11 protein-coding genes are annotated in these 16,872 nt (G+C 69.3%); 9 read left to right on the top strand and 2 right to left on the bottom strand.

Annotated elements, in window-relative coordinates:
* Positions 1 to 2: 2 nt before the first annotated feature.
* A complete protein-coding gene (locus ACV530_RS24360) occupies positions 3 to 2,609 on the bottom strand; it encodes a transglycosylase domain-containing protein (RefSeq protein WP_494334761.1) in 2,607 nt (868 codons plus the stop codon).
* A gap of 414 nt (positions 2,610 to 3,023) precedes the next feature.
* Between ACV530_RS24360 and ACV530_RS24355 the strand changes: the two genes are divergently transcribed.
* The 3 genes from ACV530_RS24355 to ACV530_RS24345 all read left to right on the top strand — a co-directional run bounded on the left by ACV530_RS24355 (position 3,024) and on the right by ACV530_RS24345 (position 6,125).
* Positions 3,024 to 3,611, top strand: coding sequence for a PadR family transcriptional regulator (locus tag ACV530_RS24355; protein ID WP_494334760.1), 588 nt, complete (start codon positions 3,024 to 3,026; stop codon positions 3,609 to 3,611).
* 49 nt (positions 3,612 to 3,660) lie between these two features.
* The gene (locus ACV530_RS24350; protein WP_494334759.1) at positions 3,661 to 4,743 is read left to right on the top strand and encodes an inositol-3-phosphate synthase; all 1,083 of its coding nucleotides are present in this window, start codon (positions 3,661 to 3,663) and stop codon (positions 4,741 to 4,743) included.
* An 89-nt stretch (positions 4,744 to 4,832) separates the two neighbouring features.
* Positions 4,833 to 6,125 carry an MFS transporter gene (locus ACV530_RS24345; RefSeq protein WP_494334758.1) on the top strand — a complete coding sequence of 431 codons (1,293 nt, stop codon included), beginning with the start codon at positions 4,833 to 4,835 and terminating at the stop codon, positions 6,123 to 6,125.
* Between the two features lie 15 nt (positions 6,126 to 6,140).
* On the opposite strand, the gene ACV530_RS24340 is transcribed toward ACV530_RS24345, so the two are convergent.
* Positions 6,141 to 7,592: a CCA tRNA nucleotidyltransferase gene (locus ACV530_RS24340; protein ID WP_494334757.1), complete on the bottom strand. Its 1,452-nt coding sequence runs from the start codon at positions 7,590 to 7,592 to the stop codon at positions 6,141 to 6,143.
* Positions 7,593 to 7,801: 209 nt separating this feature from the next.
* Between ACV530_RS24340 and ACV530_RS24335 the strand changes: the two genes are divergently transcribed.
* The 6 genes from ACV530_RS24335 (at position 7,802) to trxB (ending at position 16,845) form a co-directional block, all read left to right on the top strand.
* A complete protein-coding gene (locus ACV530_RS24335; protein ID WP_494334756.1) occupies positions 7,802 to 10,102 on the top strand; it encodes a DUF6049 family protein in 2,301 nt (766 codons plus the stop codon).
* A 46-nt stretch (positions 10,103 to 10,148) separates the two neighbouring features.
* The gene (gene murJ / locus ACV530_RS24330) at positions 10,149 to 12,299 is read left to right on the top strand and encodes a murein biosynthesis integral membrane protein MurJ (protein WP_494334755.1); all 2,151 of its coding nucleotides are present in this window, start codon (positions 10,149 to 10,151) and stop codon (positions 12,297 to 12,299) included.
* Between the two features lie 109 nt (positions 12,300 to 12,408).
* Positions 12,409 to 14,073, top strand: a complete 1,665-nt coding sequence (locus tag ACV530_RS24325) for a protein kinase family protein (protein WP_494334754.1) — start codon at positions 12,409 to 12,411, stop codon at positions 14,071 to 14,073.
* 108 nt (positions 14,074 to 14,181) lie between these two features.
* Positions 14,182 to 14,874: an RNA polymerase sigma factor SigM gene (gene sigM, locus ACV530_RS24320; RefSeq protein ID WP_494334753.1), complete on the top strand. Its 693-nt coding sequence runs from the start codon at positions 14,182 to 14,184 to the stop codon at positions 14,872 to 14,874.
* Positions 14,871 to 15,758: an RsmA family anti-sigma factor gene (locus ACV530_RS24315; protein WP_494334752.1), complete on the top strand. Its 888-nt coding sequence runs from the start codon at positions 14,871 to 14,873 to the stop codon at positions 15,756 to 15,758. Before sigM ends, ACV530_RS24315 begins: the two co-directional genes overlap by 4 nt.
* Before the next feature lie 118 nt (positions 15,759 to 15,876).
* A complete protein-coding gene (trxB, locus tag ACV530_RS24310) occupies positions 15,877 to 16,845 on the top strand; it encodes a thioredoxin-disulfide reductase (RefSeq protein ID WP_494334751.1) in 969 nt (322 codons plus the stop codon).
* The last annotated feature ends 27 nt before the right edge of the window (positions 16,846 to 16,872 follow it).

Genomic DNA, 16,872 nt, shown 5'->3' with positions numbered 1-16,872 from the left:
GGTCAGCGGTCTCCCGCCCCGCCGGACAGCCCGCCGAAGAGGCCACCGCCCGTACGCCGGGTCGGCCCGGGCTGTGCCGTCTCCCCGGGATCGCCGGGTCCGCCCGTGGTGCCGGGGCCGCCTGTGGTGCCCTCGTCGGCGCCACCGTTGCCCCCGGTGCTGCCGGGACGGCAGTGACGGTCGAGCAGCCCGCAGGTCCTGCTGGGCGACGGCGAGGCGGACGGGGAGGCCGAGGCCGACGGGGACTCCGACGGCGAGGCCGGGACCGAGGGGGCCGCCGACGGGGACGGAGCGGCCGAGGGGCCGGCACCGTTGCCGTAGATCTTCTCCCCGATCGGCTGAGGCGCGTCGAACGACTCGGACTGCTGCCCCTTGAGCGCCTGGCCCATGTAACTCGCCCAGATCTCCGCCGGGAACGACGCTCCGTGAATCGTGGGCTTGCCGCCCACGCCGCGCATCGACAGGAATTCCTGGTTCTTGGCATTGGGGTCGACGCGGAACATGCCGATCGCCGTGGACAGTTGCGGGGTGTATCCCGCGAACCAGGCGGAGCGGTTTCCGTCGGTCGTTCCCGTCTTGCCCGCGACGGGCCGGTCACCAAGCCGCGCGGCCGTACCGGTGCCCGCGTCGACGACGGTCTTCAGCACGTCGGTGACATTGTTCGCGACATTCGAGCTGAAGGCCTGCTTGCTCTGCTTGGCGTGCTCGAAGACGGGCTTGCCGTTCTTCTCCACCTTCTCGACCGAATACGGATCGATCTGCCTGCCGCTGTCCGCGAAGGTCGCATACGCACCTGCCAGCCGGATCGCACTGGGTGCCGAGGTACCCAGGGAGAAGGTCGGTGTGAGCGCGGCGAGCTGTTCCTTGTCCAGCCCGGCCCTGAGCGCGGCTTCCTGGACCATGTCGGTGCCGACGTCCATGCCGAGCTGGATGTAGGGGGTGTTCACCGAGAACTGCATGGCGGTCCGCAGGCTGACGTCGCCCTTGTCCTCACCGCCGTCGTTCTTCTGGTGCCATTCGCTGCCGTCCTTGTCGTGCCAGACCGTACCGCTGTACGTCCGCAGCGTCAGCTTGTTGTCGCCGTTGTAAATGCTCTCCGGGGAAACAAGCGTGCGCTGGCCGTCCGTCTGCTGCGGCCCGAGGGCGGGATTGCGCTTGCCGTGCGTCATGGCGGCGGCCAGCACGAAGGGCTTGAACGTCGAACCCACCTGGACGCCGGTGTAATCCGCGTTGTTGGTGAAGTGCGTCAGGGCGTTCTCGCCGCCGTAAATGGCCACGATCCGGCCAGACTTGGGCTCCACCGAGGCGCCTCCGAACTGCACGAACTGGTCGACGTCCCGCACATCCGGCTTGATGTTCGTCTTGCGCACGGCGTCGACCGACTTCGCCAGGGCCTCCACCTTGTCCCGGTCGAAGGTCGTGTAGATCTGATAACCGCCCTTGTCCAGCTCGCCCTTGCTGATCGTCGAGTGGGCGACGATGTAGTTGTCGGCGAGATCGGTGAGGTAGCCGACCTGCCCGGCCCGGTTGGTCGCGGGCTTGGGCTTCTGGGGCTGTGGGAATCCCTTGGAGACCCACATGTCGCGCTCGGACGCCCCCAGGTGACCCACCTGGACCTCCCGGTCCAGGGTCCATTTCCAGCGGTCCGAGGCCCTCTTGAGATTCCTCTCCGGCGTCGCCGCCGGCCCCTGTCCGCCGTACGGGTCGTACAGATTGGGCCCGTTCAGCGTCGCCGCCAGATAAGCGCTCTCGCTCGCCGTGAGGTCCGCGCAGTCCTTGTCGTAGTACGCCCGCGCCGCGGCCTGGATGCCGTATGCGCCGCGCCCGTAATAGGCCGTGTTGAGATACCCCGCGAGAATGTCGTGCTTGTCCTGGGTGGCACCCACCTTGACCGAGATCAGCAGCTCGGTGGCCTTGCGCTTGAGCGTCTGCTCCTGGCTCAGATAGGTGTTCTTCACGAACTGCTGGGTGATGGTCGAACCGCTCTGCGTCTCACCGCCCTGCGCCATCTTCACGACCGCCCGGGCAATGCCCATCGGGTCGACGCCCCAGTCCTTGTAGAAGCTGGCGTTCTCGGCCGAAATCACCGCGTTCTGCATGGACTTGGGGATCTGCGAGATCGACACGATCTGCCGGTTCAGATTGCCGCCGCCGGCGACGACCATCTGCTTCCCGTCGGACCAGTAGTAGACGTTCTTCTGCACCTTCGAGGCCAGCTGCGCACTCGGCACCTGCACCACGGCCAAGGCGACGCCCAGCGTCCCGATCACCAGCCCGGCGAACGACGCGCACGCGCCCGCGACCAGCTTCCAGGAAGGGATCCAGCGCCATACGCCGGTCCGGCCCGCGCGCGGGTAGTCGATGAAGCGCTTACGGTCCGGTCTGCCCTGCCCGGGCGAGCGTCTGCGCCCGCCGCCACCGCGCTGAGCGGCGCGCCGGGCTTCGGCCCGCCCGCCGTACCGGGGTTCACCGCCCCGGCCGGGGCCGGGCACGGAGGGGCTGCTGCGCGGTGCGGCGCGGCGGCCGGACGCCGGCTGCTGGGCCGCACGGCGGGCAGCGGCCCGGCCTCCGCCCTGCGGCCGCGGTGGCTTGCGGCGATGCTCGCTCATCGAACGACTACTTCCTCGGGCAGGCACTATCGCCTGGAAGCGGCAGGTGGGTTGCGTTCCCCCCGGTGCGCGAACCGGCCTCCCTGAGCGACCGGGCGCACTGCATGCGGGACGAGGACGCCTGCCGGCGTCACTCGGTTCCCGGTGGTCCGCATGGCGCACAGACTACGCACCGTCAAATCCCGACCACTGTGGATGTTCACTCCAAATCAGGCCGCACGTGTCCCACGAACCGGTGATGTGACGTCGTTCACCGTTCCCCCTCTTGTCCACCCGGGACGGCCGTTCTATCTTCTGGATGTATCGAGTCGATACATCAGCTCGGCACATCAGCTCGACACTCAGCTCGCTATAAGGGACCTATAAGGACAAGGGATCAAAGGGACTAGGCTGTGGGAGACAAGGAGGCGAAACATGAGCAGACGCTCCGGCATCCTCGAGTTCGCCGTCCTCGGCCTGCTCCGCGAGTCCCCGATGCACGGCTACGAGCTGCGAAAGCGCTTGAACACCTCGCTCGGAGTGTTCCGGGCGTTCAGCTACGGGACCCTCTACCCCTGCCTGAAGTCCCTGGTGGCGAACGGCTGGCTGGTCGAGGAGCCCGGAAGTGCTCCCGAGGACGCCAGAGCGGCCACCCTTGCCGGCCGACGAGCGAAGATCGTCTACCGGCTGACGGCGGCGGGGAAGGAGCACTTCGAGGAGTTGCTCGCCCACACCGGTCCCGACGCGTGGGAGGACGAGCACTTCGCCGCCCGGTTCGCGTTCTTCGGGCAGACCTCCCGGGACGTGCGGATGAGGGTGCTGGAAGGCCGCCGCAGCCGTCTGGAGGAGCGTCTCGAGAAGATGCGCGCCTCCTTCGCCCGTACCCGGGAACGGCTGGACGACTACACCCTCGAACTCCAGCGCCACGGCATGGAGTCGGTGGAGCGCGAAGTCCGCTGGCTGAACGAGCTGATCGAGAGCGAGAGGGCCGGGCGCGACAAGCGCACCGGTCCGGACCAGTGACCCCTGCACCCCGCAGGGCTTCGTCGGATACACACAGGGAGCAACCGGAATGGGTTCGGTTCGCGTAGCCATCGTCGGCGTGGGCAACTGCGCCGCCTCGCTGGTACAGGGCGTCGAGTACTACAAGGACGCCGACCCGAACGGCCGCGTGCCGGGTCTGATGCACGTTCAGTTCGGTGAGTACCACGTGCGGGACGTCGAGTTCGTCGCCGCCTTCGACGTGGACGCCAAGAAGGTCGGCCTCGACCTCGCGGACGCCATCGGCGCCAGTGAGAACAACACCATCAAGATCTGCGACGTGCCCGCCACCGGCGTCACCGTCCAGCGCGGCCACACCCTCGACGGCCTGGGCAAGTACTACCGCCAGACCATCGAGGAGTCCTCCCAGGCCCCGGTCGACATCGTCCAGGTCCTCAAGGACAAGCAGGTCGACGTCCTGGTCTGCTACCTGCCGGTCGGCTCCGAGGCCGCCGCCAAGTACTACGCCCAGTGCGCCATCGACGCCAAGGTCGCCTTCGTCAACGCCCTTCCGGTCTTCATCGCCGGCACCAAGGAGTGGGCGGACAAGTTCACCGAGGCGGGCGTTCCGATCGTCGGTGACGACATCAAGTCCCAGGTCGGCGCCACCATCACCCACCGCGTCATGGCCAAGCTCTTCGAGGACCGGGGCGTCATCCTGGACCGCACGATGCAGCTGAACGTCGGCGGCAACATGGACTTCAAGAACATGCTCGAGCGCGAGCGCCTGGAGTCCAAGAAGATCTCCAAGACGCAGGCCGTCACCTCCCAGATCCCCGACCGCGACCTGGGCGAGGAGAACGTCCACATCGGTCCCTCGGACTACGTGGCCTGGCTGGACGACCGCAAGTGGGCCTACGTGCGCCTCGAGGGCCGCGCGTTCGGCGACGTCCCGCTGAACCTGGAGTACAAGCTCGAGGTCTGGGACTCCCCGAACTCCGCCGGCGTCATCATCGACGCCGTGCGCGCCGCGAAGATCGCCAAGGACCGCGGCATCGGCGGCCCGATCCTGTCGGCCTCCTCGTACTTCATGAAGTCCCCGCCGGTGCAGTACTTCGACGACGAAGCCCGCGAGAACGTCGAGAAGTTCATCAAGGGTGAAGTGGAGCGCTGAGCCCCTCACCGGCGCTGAGCACCCACCCATACGCCGCGGGCCCCCGGGAAATCCCCCGGGGCCCCGCGGCGTGTGTGAGGCTGGGCGGCATGCCCGTTGTGCGTGATCTTCGCGTCCTGCTCCGGCTGCGGGACTTCCGCCGGCTGCTGGCCGTACGCCTCCTCTCACAGGCCGCCGACGGCGTCTACCAGGTCGCGCTCGCCGCATACGTGGTCTTCTCCCCGGAGAAACAGGCATCCCCCGCCGCCATCGCCTCCGCCATGGCCGTTCTGCTGCTGCCCTACTCCCTGCTCGGCCCCTTCGCCGGAGTGCTGCTGGACCGCTGGCGCCGCCGCCAGGTGCTGCTCCACGGCAATCTGCTGCGGGCCGTCCTGGCCACCGTCACCGCCCTGCTCATCGTCGTGCGGGTCCCCGAGTGGCTCTTCTACGTCTCCGCGCTGTCGGTCACTGCCGTCAACCGCTTTGTCCTGGCCGGGCTTTCGGCCTCGCTGCCCCGGGTCGTCGACAGCCAGGAACGCCTCGTCATGGCCAACGCGATCTCGCCGACCGCCGGCACGCTCGCCGCCACGGCGGGCGGCGGCGTGGCCTTCGTCGTACGCCTCGCCGTCCCCGGGGGAGTGGCCTCCAACGCCCTGGTCGTCCTTGTCGGGGCGGTGCTGTATCTGTGCGCGTCACTCAGCTCGCTGCGCATCCCCATCGCGCTGCTGGGCCCGGACGCCTCCGTGCCCGGGGTCAGGCTGCGTACGGCCCTGGCGGTCACCACGCGCGGACTCGTGGACGGGCTGCGGCACCTGGCGGAGCGTCATACCGCCGCACGCGCGCTCGCGGCGATGACGCTGATGCGCTTCTGCTACGGCGCGCTGACGGTCACTCTGCTGACGCTCTGCCGCTACGCCTGGACCGATACCAGATCCGCAGGGCTGGCGCTGCTCGGCCTCGCCGTCGCGGTCTCGGGCGCGGGGTTCTTCGCGGCCGCCGTGGTCACCCCGTGGGCGGTGACGTGGCTGGGGCGGCTCGGCTGGATCGTGGCCTGTGCCGCAGTCGCCGCCGTCCTCGAACCCGCGCTGGGGCTGCCGTTCGAGCCGGTGCCGATGCTCATCGCGGCCTTCGTCCTGGGGCTCGTCACCCAAGGCGCCAAGATCTCGACGGACACAGTGGTGCAGGCCTCGGTCGACGACGCCTTCCGCGGCCGGATCTTCTCGCTCTACGACGTGCTCTTCAACGTCGCCTACGTCGGCGCGGCGGCCGCGGCGGCGCTGATACTGCCGCACGACGGACGGTCGGTGGCACTGGTGATCACCGTGGCCGTGATCTACGCAGCGGTCGCCGCCGCCCTCGCCGGGGGCGGTGTTTCACGTGAAACACCGCAACGTTTCACGTGAAACACCGCAGGGGCCTCAGCCCTGCGCCGCCCACCACTCCTTGAGCGCGGCCACAGCCTCGTCATGCTCCATCGGCCCGTTCTCGAGCCGCAGTTCCAGCAGGTGCTGGTACGCCTTGCCGATCCGGGGGCCCGGGCCGACGCCCAGAATCTCCATGATCTCGTTGCCGTTCAGATCCGGCCGGATCGCGTCCAGCTCCTCCTGCTCCTTGAGCAGGGCGATGCGCTCCTCGAGGCCGTCATACGCCCGGGAGAGCGCCTGCGCCTTCCGCTTGTTGCGCGTCGTGCAGTCGGAACGGGTCAGCTTGTGCAGCCGGTCCAGCAGCGGACCCGCGTCCCGGACGTACCGGCGCACGGCCGAGTCGGTCCACTCGCCCGTGCCATAGCCGTGGAAGCGCAGGTGGAGCTCGACCAGCCTCGAGACGTCCCTCACCAGCTCGTTGGAGTACTTGAGCTTGGTCATCCGCGCCTTGGTCATCTTCGCGCCCACCACCTCGTGGTGGTGGAAGGAGACACGGCCGTCGGACTCGAAGCGGCGGGTCTTCGGCTTGCCGATGTCGTGCAGCAGCGCCGCCAGGCGCAGCACCAGGTCCGGACCGTTCTCTTCCAGCGCTATGGCCTGGTCCAGGACGGTGAGCGTGTGCTCGTAGACGTCCTTGTGCCGGTGGTGCTCATCGTGCTCCAGGCCCAGCTTCGGGAGCTCCGGCAGCACGAGTGCCGCGAGCCCGGTGTCGACGAGCAGGCGCAGGCCCTTGCGAGGGTGGCCGGAGAGGATCAGCTTGTTGAGCTCGCCCTGGATCCGCTCGGCGGAAACGATCTCGAGGCGGTCGGCCATCTCCGTCATCGCCGTGACGACCTCGGGCGCGACCTCGAAGTCGAGCTGGGCGGCAAAGCGCGCGGCGCGCATCATGCGCAGCGGGTCGTCGGAGAAGGACTCCTCCGGAGTGCCGGGGGTGCGCAGAACCCGTGCGGCGAGGTCCTCGAGGCCGTTGTGCGGGTCGATGAACTCCTTCTCCGGCAGCGCGACGGCCATGGCGTTGACCGTGAAGTCACGGCGGACGAGATCTTCCTCGATGGAGTCGCCGTAGGAGACCTCCGGCTTTCGCGAGGTCCGGTCGTACGCTTCCGACCGGTATGTCGTGATCTCCAGGTCGAAGCCGGATTTGCGGCATCCCACCGTACCGAAGGCGATGCCGACCTCCCAGAGGGAGTCCGCCCACGGGCGCACGATCTTGAGCACGTCCTCCGGACGGGCGTCGGTGGTGAAGTCCAGGTCGTTGCCGAGGCGGCCCAGCAGGGCATCCCGTACCGATCCGCCGACCAGGGCGAGGGTGAACCCGGCCTCGCGGAAACGGCGGGCGAGGTCGTCGGCCACGGGGGAAACCCGCAGGAGCTCGCTCACGGCACGGCGCTGCGCCTGGCTGAGCTCGTTGGTCGGCGTGGGGTTGCTGTTGTTGGCATTCGGCACAACAGAAGAGGGTACGTGCCCGCACGCCCGTCGGGCCTCCTGGTGACGGTGCGCACGTGGCGGCTGTCACAAAGCAGGAGCAGCAGGGCATCGGGACCCACAGACGATCTTGTGTCCCGGTCCGCAGCACTTCGTCACAGCGGGTCTCGTTACCATTCGTGGACGCACATCCGACGACCACCACTGACTGACGAGGGACGGGCGAGCGCGTGGCCGAGGCGGCAGAGTTCCAGGAGACGTTCCAGGGGACGCCCGCTTCTGCCTGCCGGTGGTTCCGGCACGCCGCCATTCTGCTCGCCGGAGTGCTGCTGTTCATGGGGCTGACCCAGCTGCCGGCGACTCCCGCCGCGCACGCCGAGGACGGGGGCTCCCGCACGGTCTCCGTGTCCATCGACACGCTGACGCCCATCGCACCCACCCAGGGCGACACTGTCACCGTCTCGGGCACGGTCACCAACAACGGGAAGTCGACGGTCACCGGTGCCCACGTCGGGCTGCGTGTGGGCTCGCTGCTCAGTACGCGCAGCGACATCGACGCCATCGGCGACCGGAGCGGTTTCTCGCCCGGCACGGACGGCGCCGAGCTGTCGGGCCACACGCAGAAGATCGACAAGCTGGCGCCGGGTATCAGCCGCGAGTTCAAGCTGTCCCTGCCGGCGAAGGACCTCAACCTCGACCGAGACGGCGTCTACCCGCTGGGTGTCTCACTGTCGGGTCAGACCGCCGACCAGCAGTACGAGCGGGTGCTGGGCATCAAGCGCACCCTGCTCCCCTGGCAGCCGTCCACGGCCGACGGCAAAAAGACCCAGATCACCTTCCTGTGGCCGCTCGTCTCGGCCACGCACCTCACCGGCCGCACCCAGCCCGACCAGCAGCAGACGCCGGTCTTCCCGAACGACGACCTGGCGAAGGAGCTGGCGCCCGGAGGCCGCCTGCAGCAGCTCGTCGCCCTGGGCAAGAACCTGCCGGTCACCTGGGTGATCGACCCCGACCTGCTGGCCACGGCCGAGGCGATGACGAAGAGCTACCGCGTCGCCGGGCCGAACGGCACGGTCACCCCCGGCCACGGCCAGGCGGTCGCCAAGCAGTGGCTCAGCCAGCTGCAGTCCGCGATCGACAAGCATCAGGTGGTGGCGCTGCCCTTCGGCGACCCCGACATCGCCTCGCTCGCCCACAGCGGCAAGAACGTCTCGGGCTCCCTCAGCCACCTCCAGCCCGCCACCGAGCTCGCGGCGACCACCGTGGACACCATCCTCGGCGTCAAACCGCGCACGGACTTCGCCTGGCCCGTCGACGGTGCCGTCGACTCCTCGATCGTGGACGTCGCCACCTCGGCCGGCGCCCACAACGTGATCGCCCGCAGCGACAGCCTGCGCGAGGCGGCCGGCTCCCCGTACGCCCCCACGGCGGCCCGGCAGATCGGCGGCGGGAACACAGCGGTAGTCGCGGACGCCCGGCTGTCCACGGCCTTCCAGGGCGACCTGACGCATGCCGGAGACTCCTCGCTGGCCGTGCAGCAGTTCCTCGCCCAGAGCCTCATGGTCAACAAGCAGGCGCCGGAGAACGAGCGCAGCATCGTGGTAGCCCCCCAGCGCATGCCCACCACGAGCCAGGCACAGGCGATGGCCGCGGCACTCGGCGGCCTCACGGACGGCCGCTGGACCCAGCCCCTCGACCTCGGGAACGCGGCCAAGGCGAAGCCGGACCCGGCAGCGAACCAGCAAGTGCCCGGCAGCGGCTCGTACCCGTCGTCGCTGCGCGCGCAGGAGTTGCCCAAAGAGGCATTCGACGAGATCAAGAGCACCCAGGACGCCCTGGACAGCTTCAAGGTGATCCTGACCTCGCCGGACCGCGTCGTCACCCCGCTCGGCAACGCGATCATGCGCGAGATGTCCGTCTCCTGGCGCGGCGACGCCGACGGCGCGAGCAGGTTCCGGGGCTCCGTGGCCTCGTACCTGCAGGAGAACAAGCGGCTCGTCCAGCTGGTGAAGAAGTCCGACATCACCCTCTCCGGGCGCAGCGCGACCATCCCGGTGACCGTGCGGAACAGCCTGCTGCAGCCGATCGCCGGACTGCGCCTGGAACTGCAGTCGACGCAGCCGAACCGGCTCAGAATCGACACGTCGCAGCCGATCAAGATCGACGGTGGGCACAGCCAGTCCGTGAAGTTCGAGACGCGGGCCTATGCCAACGGTCCGGTGAAGGTAAGGGCTCAGCTCTACACTGCCGACGGCCAGCCTTATGGCCAGTCGATGGACTTCATCGTGCATGTCACCTCAATCACCCCTATGGTGCTGCTGGTCATCGCCGGTGGTGTCCTCCTGTTGGTGCTCGCGGGCCTGCGGATCTATCTCAAGCGCAAGCGCTCGGGCAACCGCAGCACCGGGGAGAACGGGCCGGAAGGCGGCAGCGAAGCCGCACCCGCCGGTGACGGGAACGGGGGCGGCGAGCCCGAAACCGGATCGCGAAGCGGTGACCCATCCGGCTCAGGTGAGAAAGTGGAACGTTGACGTGTCATGGGGCCGCTCGGCCGCGGACTGATGAGGTGGGGTTGCGATGAACGCGCCGTACGAGGGTGACCGCGGACAGGGCGCGGGCGGTGAGCAGCGGGTCCCGTACCCGCCGACTCCGCCCGTCCCGGATCCGCAGCACCCGGGCCCGTACACCCAGGACCCCTATCTGCGGGACGCCTACGCATCCGACCCGTACCCCGGCCACGACCCGGCCGCGCAGGACCCGATGACCGGTGCGCCGTACCCGCAGCAGCACGCGTACGGCGGCGATGACGCCCCGACACAGCTGATCGGCACCGTCGGCGGCTTCCCGCCGCCCCAGGCCCCGGAGCAGCCGCAGCGGGACGCGTTCGCGCACCTCTTCCGCGACCAGCAGCAGCCACAGCCGCAGCCGTACGAGCCGCCGCAGCAGCCGTACGAGGCACCGCAGCCTCCGCAGGGCCAGCAGATCCCGGCGCCGGGGCAGTACGCGCCCCCGCCTTACGGGGCTCCCGCGGCCCCGGCGATCGCGGAGCCCGAGCCGGAGCCGATTCCGGCCGCCGCCCCGGCGAAGGGCGGCAAGGCGGCCAACCTTCTGAAGTCCAGCGCGCTGATGGCGGCGGGCACCCTGGTCTCCCGGCTCACCGGCTTCGTCAAGAACGCCTTGATCGTCGCCGCGCTTGGCGCGGGCGTGCTCGGCGACGCGTACAACGTCCCCATGCAGTTGCCGACCATGGTCTACATCCTGACCATCGGCGGCGGTCTCAACTCCGTCTTCGTCCCCCAGCTCGTCCGGGCGATGAAGGAGGAGGACGACGGCGGCGAGGCGTACGCGAACCGGCTGCTGACTCTGGTGGCCGTGGTGCTCGGCGGCCTCGTCCTGCTCACGGTGTTCGCCGCGCCCCTGCTCGTCCGTATGGTGTCGAACCCGCTGGCCGACAATCCGTCGGCCAACTCGGTCGCCGTCACCTTCGTCCGGTACTGCATGCCCACGATCTTCTTCATGGGCATCCACGTGGTGATGGGGCAGATCCTCAACGCGCGCGGGAAGTTCGGGGCGATGATGTGGACTCCGGTCCTCAACAACATCGTCGTCATCGCCACCTTCGGCCTGTTCATCTGGGTCTACGGCACCCAAGCCACCTCCGGCATGGAAGCGGCCACGATCCCGCCGGAGGGTGTACGCCTCCTGGGCGTGGGCACGCTGCTCGGCCTCGTGGTACAGGCCCTGGCGATGATCCCCTACCTCCGCGCGACCGGCTTCAAGATCCGGCCCCGCTTCGACTGGCGCGGTCACGGCCTCGGCAAAGCTGCCAAGCTGGCCAAGTGGACGGTCTTCTTCGTCCTCGCCAACCAGGCAGGCCTCATCGTCGTCACCCAGCTCGCCACCTGGGCCGGGATGAAGGCATCGGACCAGCACCACGCCGGAACGGGCTTCACCGCCTACCTCAACGCCCAGCTCATCTGGGGCATGCCGCAGGCCATCATCACCGTCTCCATCATGGCCGCCATGCTGCCGCGCCTCGCCCGCTCCGCGGCCGACGGGGACGCGAGCTCGGTGCGGGACGATATCTCGCAGGGCCTGCGCACCTCGGCCGTCGCCATCGTGCCCATCTCCTTCGGCTTCGTCGCCCTCGGCATCCCCATGTGCACGCTGCTCTACGGCGGATCCGGCATCGACAGCGCCCGCGCCATGGGCTATGTCCTCATGGCCTTCTCCCTCGGCCTGATCCCGTATTCGGTGCAGTACGTCGTCCTGCGTGCCTTCTACGCCTACGAGGACACGCGCACGCCCTTCTACAACACCGTCATCGTCGCCGCCGTGAACGCGGCTGCTTCGGCCATCAGTTACGTCGTCCTGCCCCCCCAGTGGGCCGTGGCCGGCATGGCCGCGTCCTACGGCCTCGCCTACGCCACCGGCGTCGGCGTCGCCTGGCGCCGACTGCGCAACCGGCTGGGCGGCGACTTGGACGGCTCGCGCGTCGTGCGCACCTACGCCCGCCTCGCCGGTGCGTCCCTTCCCGCGGCCCTCATCAGCGGTGCCATCGCCTACGGCATCGGCAAGGTGCTGGGGAGCGGCATCATCGGTTCGCTCGCCGCTCTGATCGGTGGCGGGATCATGCTGCTCGGTGTCTTCTACATTGCCGCGAAGCGGATGCGCATCGAGGAGATGACCGCCATGGTGGGCATGGTCCGCGGGCGGCTGGGACGCTGAGCCGAGTGCAACCTTCGCCCGCCTTCGCGTGTCGTGCATAGCGTCGGACTGTGGGCACAATTGTCGTGGCTGTGGACAGGGTGCAACGGATGGGGAGGCAGGAACGGCGGTGGCGGAACGGAGCATGGCTGCTGTCGACGTGGCAGGCAACAGCGGCGACCAGCCGCTGACCGCCAAGGCGGGCAAGGCCACGGCCGACGGGGCGGAGGCAGAAAAGGACGGCAGGAGTCCCGCGCGTGACGCGCAGCGGGCCGAGCTGCACAGCGGCCACAAGCTCGCCAGAAGGTACCGCCTCGAGGAGTGCGTCACCCGTCTGGAGGGATTCAGCAGCTGGCGTGCCGTCGACGAGAAACTGCGCCGGGCCGTCGGGGTCCACCTGCTGCCGGCCGACCATCCGCGGGCCCGTTCGGTCCTCGCCGCCGCCCGGTCGGCCGCCCTCCTCGGCGACCCGCGCTTCGTCCAGGTCCTCGACGCCGTCGAGGAGAACGACCTCGTCTACGTCGTCCACGAGTGGCTGCCCGACGCCACCGAACTCACCACGCTCCTGACCTCCGGCCCGCTCGAGCCGTACGAGGCCTACCAGCTCGTCTCCCAGGTCTCCCAGGCCATGGCCGCCGCCCACCGCGAGGGCCTGGCCCATCTGCGCCTCGGCCCGGGCTCCGTCCTGCGCACCGGGAGCGGCCAGTACCGCATCCGCGGCCTGGCCGTCATGGCCGCGCTCCGCGGCATCACCTCCGACCACCCCCAGCGCACCGACACGGAGGCCATCGGCGCGCTCCTGTACGCCGCGCTGACCCAGCGCTGGCCGTACGAGGGCAACGCCCACGGCCTGTCCGGGCTGCCCAAGGGCGTCGGACTCATCGCCCCCGACCAGGTCCGCGCCGGGGTCCACCGGGGCCTGTCCCAGCTCGCGATGCGCGCGCTCGTCAACAACGGCGCCACCGCCTCACGGCAGGAACAGCCGTGCACCACCCCGGAGGAGCTCTCCAAGGCAGTCTCCGCGATGCCGCGCATCCGCCCCCCGGAGCCGGATTTCACCACCACGCCCTCCTACGGACGCACCGTCTACCAGCAGGGCGCCTACGGGCCACGGACGGAGCCCGCCCCCGTCTCCCCGCCGCCCCCGCTGCAGAGCCCCACGGGCACGGCCATCAAGTGGGTCGTGTCCTCGATCCTCATCGCCGCGCTGGGGCTGGGCAGTTGGCAGCTCGCGGACACCCTGCTGAAGCACGGTGAGGAGGACAAGACCGACCACTCGCAGACCACGGACGGCGACGAACGGACGAAGAAGGCTCCGGTCAAGAAGCTCGCCATCGCGGGTGCGAAGGAGTACGCGACAGATGGAAATCTCCAGCGTCCCGACAAGGTGAAGAGCACGTACGGCCAAAGCTCCGGCATGTGGCGCACGGCGACGTACACCGGCGGCCCGGAGCTCGCCCCGTTCAAGGACGGGGTCGGGATCGTGTACGACCTGGGTGCCGAGAGGAAGCTCTCGAAGGCCACGATCAAGCTGCGTTGGAGCGGGGACTACACCCGCATCTCGCTCTACGCAGTTGATGGTCTGTCGCCCTCCGAGGGGCCGAAAGCACTGAAGGACCTGCAGACCAGCAAGACGTCCGGCACCTCGATGAACTTCTCCCTGAAGACACCGGCCCACACCCGTTACGTCCTCTTGTGGATGACCGCCGTGCCCGAATCGGGGGCGGATTCCGGGACATTCACCGGGGCCGGATACAAGCAAGCCATCACCCATGTGGAGTTTCGCGGCGAGTAGCCCCTCGGTGCCGTAGGCCCTCTGCCCCTATCCAGCCAAACCCCGCCCTCTCTAAGTTGGTCCTGGCAACAGGCCGCGCACACACGAGACGGCGCTCTCGGGGACGGGGTGAGGGCAATCACGACACATGGAAGCCGCAGCGACGGCGAGTTGCTCGCCCGCCATGTCGCCGGTGACCCCGATGCCTTCGGCGAGCTCGTACGCCGTCATCGCGACCGGCTCTGGGCCGTGGCGCTCCGCACCCTCGGCGACCGGGAGGAGGCGGCCGACGCCGTGCAGGACGCGCTGGTCTCCGCCTACCGGTCCGCCCACACCTTCCGTGGGCAGTCCGCCGTCACCACCTGGCTGCACCGCATCACCGTCAATGCCTGCCTGGACCGGGCGCGCAAGGCCGCCGCACGGCGTACCGCACCGCTCGCGGAGACCGAGCGGCTGGAGCAGCTCCTCGAGCCCCACGAATCCGCGGCCGAACCCGCCGAGCGCATGGACCTGCACCGCGAACTGCTCGGCGCACTGGCCACGTTGCCTCCCGACCAACGGGCAGCCCTCGTTCTCGTCGACATGCAGGGCTACCCCGTGGCGGAGGCGGCCGCTGTGCTGGACATCCCGGTCGGCACGGTGAAGAGCCGCTGCGCGAGAGGCCGGGCCCGGCTGCTGCCGATGCTCACCCATCTGCGGCCCGGTGGCAGGGGTAGCCCTCCCACCGAAAGGGAAAGGAACCGGTCGCAGGGGACGTCCGTCCCACCACCGGCAGGACAGAGTGACGCGGATCCAGTGAAGGGCGGAGGTGGGCGAGCGTGACCTCGACGACCGGCACGGACGGACACCCGGAGGTTGCGGAGATCTCCGCACTGACCGAAGGCGTGTTGTCTCCCGCCCGTACCGCCGACCTGCGGGCGCACCTGGCCGACTGCGAGCTCTGCGAGGACGTGCACAGCTCGCTGAACGAGATCCGTGGCGCGCTCGGCACCCTCCCCGGTCCGGTACGGATGCCGGCGGACGTGGCGGGAAGAATCGACGCCGCACTCGCAGCCGAAGCGCTCCTCGATGCGACCACCCCAGGCACCGTTTCACGTGAAACGGCGGCAGGCACGGCCACGACGGTTTCACGTGAAACGACGTCGCGTGGCACCGAACGTGTTTCACGTGAAACCGCCGACCGGCCTGCGGGCCGACCGCGCACAGCCACCGGCCCCGGCCGCATCACCCGCCGGGGCCGCCGCTGGCCCACGGCCCTGCTCGGCACCGCGTGTGCCGCCGCAGTACTCGGCGTGGGCACCCTCTTGCTCCAGTCCGGCAACGGCGGCACCGCGGTGCAGGGGGCGGAGCCTCACGCGTCGACACCCCGAAGCGCCTCCGGTGATCTCACCGACCGGGTCCACGCTCTCCTGAGTTCCCGGAAGGCCTCAGCGACGCGGGGCATGAGCGAGCAGAACTCCTCCGAGACCCTGCGCGACGCCGGCACCACCGCCCCGGTCTGTGTGCGGCGGGGCACCGGGCGCACGGACCAGCCGCTGGTCACACACCAGGAGACGTACGAAGGCAAGGACGCCTATTTCGTGGTCTTGTCGCACCCCGGTGATGACACGCTCGTCGACGTTTTCGTCATCGATTCCGCCTGTGACACCGTCTCGCCGTCAACGCCGGGAAAGGTGCTGGTGAAACGGACGGTGTCGGGTTCCTGAGGAAGCTCTGCCGCTGCTGTCGTGTCTCCCGTGGGAATGCTCGCCCCGTAGGATCCGTTGGGTGGGGTGAGACCCAGCAAGGACCCCAGTCAGCAGTCGGCAGACAAGGAAGACACCCGTGAGCGACGTCCGCAACGTGATCATCATCGGCTCCGGGCCCGCGGGCTACACCGCTGCGCTCTACACCGCCCGCGCCTCCCTGAAGCCCCTGGTCTTCGAGGGCGCCGTGACCGCTGGTGGTGCGCTGATGAACACCACCGACGTGGAGAACTTCCCCGGCTTCCGTGACGGCATCATGGGCCCCGACCTCATGGACAACATGCGGGCCCAGGCCGAGCGCTTCGGTGCCGAACTCGTTCCGGACGACGTCACCGCCGTCGACCTCAGCGACGAGATCAAGACGGTCACGGACTCCGCCGGCACCGTCCACCGTGCCAAGGCCGTGATCGTGACCACGGGCTCCCAGCACCGCAAGCTGGGCCTGCCCCGCGAGGACGAGCTCTCCGGCCGCGGTGTCTCCTGGTGCGCCACCTGCGACGGGTTCTTCTTCAAGGACCAGGACATCGCCGTCATCGGCGGCGGTGACACCGCGATGGAGGAGGCGACCTTCCTCTCGCGCTTCGCCAAGTCCGTCACCGTGGTCCACCGCCGCGACGCGCTGCGGGCCAGCAAGGCGATGCAGGAGCGTGCCTTCGCCGACCCGAAGATCTCGTTCGTGTGGGACAGCGAGGTCGCCGAGATCCACGGAGACGCCAAGCTCTCCGGCCTCACCCTGCGGAACATCAAGACCGGCGAGACCTCCGAGCTGCCCGTGACCGGGCTGTTCATCGCCATCGGCCACGACCCGCGCACCGAGCTTTTCAAGGGCCAGCTGGAGCTGGACGACGAGGGCTACCTCAAGGTCGACGCCCCCTCCACCCGCACCAACCTCACCGGTGTGTTCGCCGCCGGTGACGTCGTGGACCACACCTACCGGCAGGCGATCACCGCCGCCGGCACCGGCTGCTCCGCCGCGCTCGACGCGGAGCGCTTCCTCGCGCACCTCGCCGACGGCGAGAAGGTCCGCGAGCCCGAGCACACCGCCTGACCCCCTCCCACCCCCCTCGCAGAAAAC

The organism is Streptomyces sp. SX-6 (assembly GCF_059089585.1).
The sequence above is the reverse complement of the archived record's forward strand: the minus strand, read 5'-3'. Positions and strand labels throughout refer to the sequence as shown.

What these genes read in the sequence shown, in the direction of transcription:
- ACV530_RS24360 (WP_494334761.1), bottom strand. Translation starts at nt 2,609, where the DNA reads ATGAGCGAGCATCGCCGCAAGCCACCGCGGCCGCAGGGCGGAGGCCGG.
- ACV530_RS24350 (WP_494334759.1), top strand. Translation starts at nt 3,661, where the DNA reads ATGGGTTCGGTTCGCGTAGCCATCGTCGGCGTGGGCAACTGCGCCGCC.
- ACV530_RS24345 (WP_494334758.1), top strand. Translation starts at nt 4,833, where the DNA reads ATGCCCGTTGTGCGTGATCTTCGCGTCCTGCTCCGGCTGCGGGACTTC.
- murJ (WP_494334755.1), top strand. Translation starts at nt 10,149, where the DNA reads ATGAACGCGCCGTACGAGGGTGACCGCGGACAGGGCGCGGGCGGTGAG.
- ACV530_RS24355 (WP_494334760.1), top strand. Translation starts at nt 3,024, where the DNA reads ATGAGCAGACGCTCCGGCATCCTCGAGTTCGCCGTCCTCGGCCTGCTC.